The 10,000-nt window shown below is 30.6% G+C and carries 7 protein-coding genes and 1 pseudogene; 3 read left to right on the forward strand and 5 right to left on the reverse strand.

Annotated elements, in window-relative coordinates:
- The first annotated feature begins 3 nt into the window (after positions 1-3).
- Both LDL23_RS04360 and LDL23_RS04365 read left to right on the forward strand, forming a co-directional pair.
- Positions 4-1,422 (forward strand): CsgG/HfaB family protein, encoded by a 1,419-nt coding sequence (locus LDL23_RS04360; protein WP_291264623.1) that lies wholly within the window; start codon positions 4-6, stop codon positions 1,420-1,422.
- Between the two features lie 2 nt (positions 1,423-1,424).
- The gene (locus LDL23_RS04365) at positions 1,425-2,912 is read left to right on the forward strand and encodes a carboxypeptidase regulatory-like domain-containing protein (RefSeq protein WP_291264618.1); all 1,488 of its coding nucleotides are present in this window, start codon (positions 1,425-1,427) and stop codon (positions 2,910-2,912) included.
- 208 nt (positions 2,913-3,120) lie between these two features.
- On the opposite strand, the gene LDL23_RS04370 is transcribed toward LDL23_RS04365, so the two are convergent.
- The 4 genes from LDL23_RS04370 to LDL23_RS04385 form a co-directional block, all read right to left on the reverse strand.
- Positions 3,121-3,849, reverse strand: a complete 729-nt coding sequence (locus tag LDL23_RS04370) for a LytTR family DNA-binding domain-containing protein (RefSeq protein WP_291264619.1) — start codon at positions 3,847-3,849, stop codon at positions 3,121-3,123.
- Positions 3,846-5,219 carry a histidine kinase gene (locus LDL23_RS04375; protein WP_291264620.1) on the reverse strand — a complete coding sequence of 458 codons (1,374 nt, stop codon included), beginning with the start codon at positions 5,217-5,219 and terminating at the stop codon, positions 3,846-3,848. The genes LDL23_RS04370 and LDL23_RS04375 overlap by 4 nt, the downstream gene beginning before the upstream one ends.
- Positions 5,220-5,315: 96 nt before the next feature.
- Positions 5,316-5,936, reverse strand: coding sequence for an L-threonylcarbamoyladenylate synthase (locus tag LDL23_RS04380; protein WP_291264621.1), 621 nt, complete (start codon positions 5,934-5,936; stop codon positions 5,316-5,318).
- 33 nt (positions 5,937-5,969) lie between these two features.
- Positions 5,970-8,297 carry an ATP-dependent helicase gene (locus tag LDL23_RS04385; RefSeq protein WP_291264624.1) on the reverse strand — a complete coding sequence of 776 codons (2,328 nt, stop codon included), beginning with the start codon at positions 8,295-8,297 and terminating at the stop codon, positions 5,970-5,972.
- Between the two features lie 319 nt (positions 8,298-8,616).
- Here LDL23_RS04385 and LDL23_RS04390 point away from each other — a divergent pair, with 319 nt between their 5' ends.
- On the forward strand, positions 8,617-9,141 hold the full coding sequence (locus tag LDL23_RS04390) for a hypothetical protein (RefSeq protein ID WP_291264622.1): 525 nt from the start codon (positions 8,617-8,619) through the stop codon (positions 9,139-9,141).
- Positions 9,142-9,173: 32 nt separating this feature from the next.
- Here LDL23_RS04390 and LDL23_RS04395 read toward each other — a convergent pair.
- Positions 9,174-10,000 (reverse strand): annotated as a pseudogene (locus LDL23_RS04395) (M1 family peptidase); the annotation flags it as partial.

Below are 10,000 nucleotides of genomic sequence, written 5' to 3' on the forward strand. Positions count from 1 at the left end.
AGCATAAAAATAGTTGGTTGCAGTTTATTTACTCTATTAAGTAGTTGCGGAGCCTATTTTAATCAGCCAGTTACCGTTCAAAAAGCTTCTTATGGAGAAGGAACTCCTGCAACTCTTTCATTAAAATCGTTACCACCACCAAAAGAACAAATTGTTGTAGGTGTTTATAAATTTAGAGACCAAACAGGGCAATATAAACCTTCCGACAATGGAAGTAATTTTAGTACAGCTGTTACACAAGGTTCAACTTCAATTTTGATAAAAGCACTTGAAGATTCAAATTGGTTTATTCCAATTGAACGAGAAAATTTAGCCAATCTTTTACAAGAAAGAAATATCATTAGATCTACACGACAGGAATATTTAAAAGATCCCAATTCTAAAGATCAACAACTTACTCCACTACTCTATGCGGGAGTTTTATTGGAAGGCGGAATTGTTTCGTATGATTCTAATATTATAACTGGTGGTTTTGGGGCACGCTATTTTGGTGCCGGAAGTTCTACAAGTTATAGACAAGATCGAGTAACGGTTTATCTTCGATTAGTTTCTACCCAAAATGGAAAAATTCTAAAAACAATTTATGTATCTAAAACCATTTTATCACAATCTTTAGATGCAAGTTTATTTCGCTATGTAAAATTTAAAAGATTATTAGAAGTTGAAACAGGTTTTACAAAAAATGAACCTTTGCAATTGGCCGTTACTGAAGCAATTGAAAAAGCGGTTGAAGGTTTAATTGTAGAGGGAATACAAGATAATATTTGGGCTGCGAATGCACCTATTTCAACATTAACTGAAGTTATAAACGAATACAACAAAGAAAAAGAAGAATCAGAATCAACACTACTTTACAAGCGTTATTTTAAAGAGCGTAGAGCAAAATTTGGAATCAACTTAGACGTTGGTGGTTCATTAATTCAAGGTGACTATCCGAGTGCTGTTTTGAAACCCGCGTTACGTGCTGGAATGCGCTATTTTATTATGCCAACGTTTAGTATTAATACTTCTGTAAATTTATTTTGGATGAAAAACAAAAACAAATTTGAAGATGCTCACACTTCGTTTGATTTGAATACTGAAGTACTCTTTTTACCCTATGATAGATTGACGCCATTTTTCTACATCGGAACAGGTTTAGGAGCAACATCTAGTTATGAATCACCTTATTTTAAAATACAATCAGGAGCAGGTGTTGAATATTTAGCAACTGATAATCTAGGAATTCGCATGCTTGGCGAAATAAACTTTACACAATCTGATAAAATTGATAACATCACATCGGGAATTAGAGATGATAATTATTGGCGATTTTTCATCAGTGTAAACTATTATTTTCCTCGAAAAAAATATGATGAGAAAGCCATTAAAAAACACATAAAAGATTTATCCATTGAAGCAACTTCAAATTCAACAAAATAATCATGTACAAAATATATAAATTCAGTTTTTTTATCCTAATTCTCTCACTTTCCTATTCTTGTTCGGAAGAAACTATTGATGAAACTGGTTTTGGAACAGTAACTGGTCGTGTGGTAGAAGCTGTTACATTTGAACCAATTGAAAATGCTCGTGTTTCATCAAATCCAAATACAAGTGCTGTTTTTACCGATGAAGATGGATATTTTACAATAGAAAACGTACCAACAGGAGATTATGCTTTTGAAGCTAGAAAAGATGGTTTTATTGCCAAATTTGAAGCTGGAACCGTACTAAAAGATTTAGAAACAGAATTGGTTTTTGAATTAGAACCTATAGAAGAAATTAACCAATCACCTACTGTACCAGAACTTTTAACACCATTAGATAATGCCGAAAATTTAAGCTTAAGTATCAATCTAACCTGGCAATCAACAGATCCAGAAGATGATGAACTAACTTATAAAATTACCCTTCGAAATGATATTACAAACGAAATTATTGTTTATGAAGAAATTACAAGTAATTCTTTCACTTTAACAGATTTAAACTACAGCACAAAATATTTTTGGCAAGTTTCTGTTTCTGATGGAATAAACCCAGAAGTAAATAGCTTAACACAATCATTTAGAACATTAGAATTTCCAAATGCACGTTATCTTTTTACTCGAAAAATTGCGGACAACAATGTAATTTTTACTGCTGATGATTCTGGAAATGAATTACAAATTACGTCTGATGCAACCAATAGCTTTAGACCGCGAAAAAATATTCCTGCAAATAAAATTGCTTTTTTGAGAACCACTGGCGGACAAGCTCATATTTATACAATGAATCCTGATGGTTCTGATGTTTTTAAAGTAACGGCCGGAATTCCAGCTGCGGGATTTAATTTGGACTATTACAATTTTAGTTGGAAAAGCAACGGAAGTCAATTGATTTATTCTAATTTTGACAAACTCTACAAAATTAATGTTGATGGAAGTGGATTAGAATTGATATTTCAAACACCCAATGGAAAATTAATTTCAGAATGTGATTGGAGTATTGATAGTTCGATTATTGCGTTAAAAGTTAACAATTTATATGGTTATGAAACAGAAGTCTACGTAATTAATTCAAACGGAATAATTGTAGAAAATGTAATTTCTGGAACTATGGGAGCAATTAGCGGTTTACATTTATCAGTTACTAATAACAAATTAGTTTTTACAAGAGATGTTACTGGATTTGAAAGTTTTGATTACCGACAATTGGATTCAAGAATATTCCAATATGATTTTTTAACAGATACAGCAACAGAAGTAAATGTTCAAAAACCTGCAGGATTTAATGATTTAGAAGTTCGATATTCTCCAAACGAAGCCGAATTACTTTTTGTAAGCACATCAAATGATGGAATATCCGCTAGAAATATTTTTAAATGCTCGATTGGAATAACAGGTTCAAGATTGCAATTATTTGATAATGGCATCATGCCAGACTGGAAATAAAAAAAGCAGGTCAAAGACCTGCTTAATGTATCCTTAATTTTTTTATTAATAACCAATTAAATATTAAATTAAGAAACACATAGTTTTAATAAATTTATACTAAAACTGTGAATACCTTATTTATAATTGGCTAAAATCGAGAATAGCAAAGCTAATTTAGTATTTTATAGTGATAAAAACAAATTATTAGCTATAAAACACACATACATTATATTGAAAACCATTGCATAAACCTCTTTTCTTTTGAAATACTTACTTCATAATAGAATAACTCTACATTTTTTAATGATATTTTAATTCTTGAAGCATTCTTTACATGATGAATATAATCTTTATTAATAATAAATTTTCGATTAATTCTGAAAAACTTGTTATTATCAATCTCTCCTTCAATTTTTTCTAATGATTTCGGAATTAAAAACTGTCTATTTTCATTAGTAAAAATAAAAGTAGCATTGTTTTCACTAAAGAAATATAAAATATCTTGAATTGGAATTTTTTTCAAATGTGTTCCTGAAGCTACCAAATAAGAGTTAACAAAAGTTGATTCATTAAAATTTGACCAACTTATTTCATTATGAAAACCTGATTTTAAAGTTGCAATCTTTTCTAATAATCGATTTAATTTACTTTCATCAATTGGTTTTAACAGATAATCAATGGAATTATAATTGAATGCATTTAACGCATATTCATCAAATGCAGTGGTAAAAACAATTTTTGAATCAATTTTAATTTTATCCAAAATTTCAAAACAGTTTCCGTCACGTAATTTAATATCCATAAAAACAATATCCGGATGTTTGTTTTCTTTTAGCCAAATAGTTGCCTTTTTTACAGAATTCAAAATAACCAAAACTTCAAAGTCATATTGATTCAGAAGTCGCTCTAATCTGATTCCTGCAGGAATTTCATCTTCTATAATTACAGCTGTCATTCTAAATTTAAAATTGGCAATTGAACACTAAAACTATTTTTATCATTGATAATAACAATTGACGAATTGGTTAGAATTTCATATCGTTTATTAATATTAACTAAACCAAAATTAGTTGAATCCGTTCTGTTTTTTGAGTTAACTGAATTATAAATTACCAAATGATCATTTTTCATATAAATTTTAATCTCAATTGGATTTTCTTCATCTAAATTATTATGCTTGAAAACATTATCAATCAACTCTTGAATTGTTGATGATAACACGTATTGATTTTCTGTAAATTCATCAGAAATTGAAAAATTAAATCCATTTTCAAATTTTGCTTTATAAATTTCCAAGTATTCTTTTATAAACAATAATTCCACTTTAAGTGAAACAAAATCTTCTTCTTGCTTTTTTAAATAATGTCTGTAAACATTAGCTAAATTATGACCAAAATCAATAGCTTTCGATGGATTAACTTCTATGAACGAAATTAAAGTATTTAAATTATTAAAGAGAAAATGAGGATTAATTTGGTTTTTAAGTTCTAGATATTGCGCATCTTTCTGAATATTTTGAAGTTTTAATAACTTCCTTTCACTGATTTGATTTCTGTAATATAAAAATGCATAAATTGAAAGTGAAGAGAATAGCCCAATAAGGTAAATTATTAAATATACACCTGGATTTGAATTGAATTTAAACTCTTTCAAAACTAAAATTACAACACTAAAAAAAGAAATTACTACAGAACAAAAAGAACTTAATAAAATGTTAGCTATTGTATCAAACTTAAAATAAACAAACAATCGAATGAATAAAAGTGAGAAAACAGGTACTAAAATCATATAGATGATTAAGAACTTATTCAATAATATAAATTCATACAAATCATTAATATCTCTATAAATAATCAATAAATACAATGCAAATTCTATAAGGATAACTGATAAAACTAACCCAAAATAGTGATGCTTTCTATCTTCAAATTTTAGAATTGAACTATCTTTTTTTTCTAAAACATACAAAACCAAATATTCTAAAAGAAAAATACAAATCCCAAGAATTGCCTGCGAAAAAACAGTTGTCAATCTAAAATTTGAATCTCGCAAAATAATGTTTAAAACAAATGAAAAAAGAGAAATGCTAACTAAAGTGGTTAAAGATGATAAAAATAATTTCGAAAATAATTTATAGTTCTGCTTCTTTAAATAATCAGAAACATAAACGGAATTAAAGGCAATAATTACAAAAAAACCAAATGAAAAAATAGTTAAAAAGACATCTTTAAATTCGTTTGTTGTATTTTTTGAAAAAATAAAAACGCCTAAAATAATAACGAACGGAAGAGCTGTTAAGATTAGAAACTTTTTAAATAATGACATTTATGATAGATTTAAAATTCATTTCAAAAGTCACAATTACGTTTCAATATTCTAAAAAAATAATAGTGAATGAGCTAAATTTAAAAGTGAATGAATTTACAAAACATCCAAACTCCCTTTTCCTTCACGAATTACTTCAGGCTCATAACCAGTTAAATCAATAATAGTTGAAGCTACATTATCACCATAACCACCGTCGATAACCAAATCTACTTTATTATTCCATTTTTCGAAGATTAATTCTGGATCGGTTGAATATTCAATTACCTCATCTTCATCGTGAATTGAGGTTGAAACAATAGGGTTTCCTAAAAGTTTTACGATTTCACGAGCAATGTTGTTATCAGGAACACGAATACCAACGGTTTTCTTTTTTCTGAATTCTTTTGGTAAATCGTTATTTCCTGGTAAAATAAACGTGTATGGTCCAGGTAAAGCGCGTTTTAAAATTTTAAATGTAGAAGTATCAATTTGTTTCACATAATCAGAAAGATTACTCAAATCGGAACAAACGAAAGAAAAATTGGCTTTTTCTAATTTAATGCCTTTGATTTTGGCAATTTTCTCTAACGCACGAGAATGGGTAATATCACAACCAAGACCATAAACGGTATCTGTTGGATAAATAACTAATCCACCATTTCGTAAAACCTCAACTACTTTTTTAATAGCAGCTTCGCTTGGTTTGTCTTCGTATATTTTTATGATTTCTGACATCTTATTTTTTGTTTCAAGTTAATCTAAAAACTTCTATCCTATAACTTCCAACTTCGCAAATCGCAACAACAACTTCTTTAATCCGCCAACATCAAAACGAATTTCGGCTTTTTTATCGGCACCTATTCCTTCAATATTTACGATTTGTCCTTTTCCAAAACGTTCGTGCATTACGATATTTCCAACGTTTAAATTCGCATCGACAACATTAGAACTTCCTGAGTTACTTGAAACAGGTTTCAGTCTTCTAATATTTGCCGTTGGACTTGGTTGGTCTTGCGTTAAATATTTTGGTGGTGTTCCTGCGGTTGGCTTTGCTAATCTTAATTTCGATTTATCAATATCGCCAAAAACATCAATATCCATAACCGGTTTGTAACGATAACCTGAATCTACTGGATTCAAATATTCTAAATATTGATCGTTAATTTCTTCAATAAAACGCGATGGTTCGCTATCTACTAATTTTCCCCAACGGTAACGCGATTGCGCATACGTCAAATACGCTTGATGTTCGGCACGAGTTAAGGCTACGTAGAATAAACGACGCTCTTCTTCTAATTCGCTACGAGTATTCAAACTCATCGCACTTGGAAACAAGTCTTCTTCTAATCCCACAATAAACACGTGAGGAAACTCTAATCCTTTGGCTAAGTGAATCGTCATTAAAGCTACTCTATCGTCATCACCTGTGTCTTTATCTAAATCGGTAGCTAAAGCTACGTCTTCTAAAAATTCGGCTAACGCACCTCTTGCTCCGTCGATTTCTTTTTGTCCTTCGGTGAAGTCTTTTATACCGTTTAGCAATTCTTCTATATTTTCAATTTTAGCAATTCCTTCTGGAGTTCCGTCTTTCTTAAGCTCTTGAACTAATCCTGTCTTCTTCGTAACATGATCAGTTAAGAAAAACGCATCTTGATTTTCATTGATAACTTGGAAACTCTTAATCATCGTCACAAAATCATTCAATTTTGCTTTTGTTCCTGCATTTAGTTTCAAATCGATTTTATCAATATGTTCCATCACTTCAAAAATAGAACGCTTGTAATGATTGGCAGCAACTGTTAATTTCTCAACCGTAGTATCACCAATTCCTCTTGCTGGATAATTAATAACACGAACTAAGGCTTCTTCATCTTTTGGATTAATTACCAAACGCAAATAGGCTAAAACGTCTTTAATTTCTTTACGTTGATAGAACGATAAACCACCATAGATTCGATACGGAATATCGCGTTTACGCAACGCATCTTCCATAGCACGAGATTGCGCATTCGTACGATATAGAATTGCAAATTGTCCGTTCAGCATTTGGTTTTGCATCTTCTGTTCGAAAATAGTTGCTGCAACAAAACGACCTTCTTCTCCATCAGTTAAACTTCGGTGAACTTTTATTTTTGGTCCATCATCGTTCGATGTCCAAACGATTTTATCTAACTTGGTTTTATTCTTATCGATTACATTATTCGCAGCTTCTACGATATTTTTAGACGAACGATAATTTTGTTCCAAACGATACAATTGCACGTTTTCGTAATCTTTCTGGAAATTTAAAATGTTATTGATGTTCGCACCTCGAAACGCATAAATACTCTGTGCATCATCACCTACCACACAAATATTTTGAAATCTATCGGATAAGGCTCGAACAATCAAATACTGTGAGTGATTCGTATCTTGGTACTCATCTACTAAAATGTATCGAAATCTATCTTGATATTTCGCTAACACATCTGGAAAACGATTCAATAATTCATTGGTTTTCAATAGTAAATCATCAAAATCCATCGCACCCGATTTAAAACAACGCTCTACGTATTGCTGATAAATTTCACCCATACGAGGTTTTTTGCTCATGGCATCCGCTTCTTGTAACTCGGGATTATTGAAATAGGCTTTTACTGTGATTAGTGAGTTTTTATATGATGAAATACGACCTAAGATTTGCTTTGGTTTGTAAATGTCTTTATCCAATTGCATTTCTTTGATGATGCCTCCCAAACAACGTAAAGAATCTTGCGAATCGTAAATCGTGAAATTCGATGGATAACCTAATTTATCGGCTTCACTTCTTAAAATCTTAGCAAAAACCGAGTGAAAAGTTCCCATCCAAAGGTTTTTGGCTTCGTTATTTCCAACAATATCTGCAATACGTTTTTTCATTTCACGTGCGGCTTTGTTGGTAAAAGTTAAGGCCAAGATATTAAATGCATCTACACCTTGACTCATCAAGTTAGCTATACGAACGGTTAACACACGCGTTTTTCCAGAACCCGCGCCCGCAATTACAATCATGGGGCCGTCTTTCTGCAATACAGGTGCTTGCTGTGCTTCGTTTAATTGGCTGATATATCGCTGCATTTCTTTCATAGGATTCGATAACTTTTAACTAATTTACAAAAATACACTTTGGTAAGTGTTTTTACAAGTTTTTATTTTGTGCTTAAAGTGAGAGAAATATTTAAACACATAGAGACAATAGATTTACTTTTTGTTGATTTTAGTCCGAAGCTTCGGACGTTTTACTTAACATAGATAACATAGAAAAATTGAGCAACTCATTTTTGAATTTAAGATTTAATTTTAACCATTTCTTTAATTTCTCAAATCTGTGTTCCTAAACCTATTTGAATTTTAATAATTTTAATCTTAATTTGCGACATATTTAAATCTATTTAAAATGACAATCGAAGATAAATTATTAGAAATTGCTGCTTATACCTTACCTGCTTTGATTACGGGTGGTGTAGCTTTTGTAATGATGCAAAAATTTTATAACAGCGAAGAAAGTAAACGCAAATTTGAATTACTAAGAGAAAATCAAAAACAAGCGTTACCTATTCGTTTGCAAGCGTATGAGCGAATGGTTTTGTTGTTGGAAAGAATTAACCCAACACAATTGTTACTTCGTGTAGCTCCAATTAGCAAAAGTAAAGATGATTATGCAACTTTATTATCGCACCATATTCAAACTGAATTTGAGCATAATTTAACGCAACAAATTTATTTAACCTCAGAAACTTGGGATATCATATTGAAAGCTAAAAACAGTACGGTGCAAATGATTCGAAAAAATGCACTTAGAGAAGATGTTGCTGATGCCGATAAACTAAGAGAAGCCATCATGTTAGAACTAACAGAAACCGAAGCGCCAAGTAATATTGCAATTAGCTTTTTGAAAGAAGAATTGAAAAGAGTATTTTAAATATAAATCCCGAGTTGTAGCTCGGGATTTTTTTATTTTTCGTTTAAAAATTTCAAATACAACTCTTTCATAGTTACATCCGAAGTCGACGCTAATTTTTCAACTATTGTTCTGTATTCTGGTTTTTTGAGTAATAAACGAACGTTATCTCTTCCAAACTTAGTGAACTGCCACTTGTGATGCACCGTTGCTTTAAACAATAATTCAATTACTTTTTCATCATTTGAATTTAGTTGTAATAACAATTCTAAAGCGTTCTGTCTCACGGAACTTTCATAGTTTTCTGAAGCAAAATCTAACAATTTATTATACGAAGTAACTTTCACTTGCTCCGGCAGATTTTCCGTATTCATTGCTAAAGCTAACCAAGTTAAGCGGAAACTTTTATCATTATTTCCAACGATCTCTTTTGTCTGTTCTAAATAACGTAAACGTTCATCAGGAAAGTTTTTCCAAAGATTAGTTAAAGCTATTTCTTTCGTTTGGTAGGAATTATCTTCTAACAATGTTTCATATTGAAATCTAAAAGCTTCTGGAATTACAGATGTGGATTCCGCAACGGCTCTTCTTACCAAAATATCATTTGTTGCCAAAGCAGTTTCTAAAATGACTTTTCGTTCTTCAAAAGGAATATTTCGCGTTTGATAAACAATGTATTGTTTAATTGGATAATACGCATCTGATTTTAGAATTTCTGTTAATTCGGCTAATGATTTTTTACTTTTCTTCAAAGTAAAATAATCTTGAATGAATTTGTTTTTAGAAAGGTATTTTTGAGCGATTTCCATTTCAAATCCTGGCTTTTCTAACCAAACCTTTTTGAAATTTTCCACATTATAACCCGAAATATCTTTTACAA

The sequence above is a fragment of the Flavobacterium sp. genome, assembly GCF_020217025.1.
Classification (GTDB): Bacteria; Bacteroidota; Bacteroidia; order Flavobacteriales; family Flavobacteriaceae; genus Flavobacterium.

Excerpts from the sequence above, each read along its gene's own strand:
- LDL23_RS04365 (WP_291264618.1), top strand. The coding sequence starts at position 1,425 with ATGTACAAAATATATAAATTCAGTTTTTTTATCCTAATTCTCTCACTT.
- LDL23_RS04370 (WP_291264619.1), bottom strand. The coding sequence starts at position 3,849 with ATGACAGCTGTAATTATAGAAGATGAAATTCCTGCAGGAATCAGATTA.
- LDL23_RS04375 (WP_291264620.1), bottom strand. The coding sequence starts at position 5,219 with ATGTCATTATTTAAAAAGTTTCTAATCTTAACAGCTCTTCCGTTCGTT.
- LDL23_RS04380 (WP_291264621.1), bottom strand. The coding sequence starts at position 5,936 with ATGTCAGAAATCATAAAAATATACGAAGACAAACCAAGCGAAGCTGCT.
- LDL23_RS04385 (WP_291264624.1), bottom strand. The coding sequence starts at position 8,297 with ATGCAGCGATATATCAGCCAATTAAACGAAGCACAGCAAGCACCTGTA.
- LDL23_RS04390 (WP_291264622.1), top strand. The coding sequence starts at position 8,617 with ATGACAATCGAAGATAAATTATTAGAAATTGCTGCTTATACCTTACCT.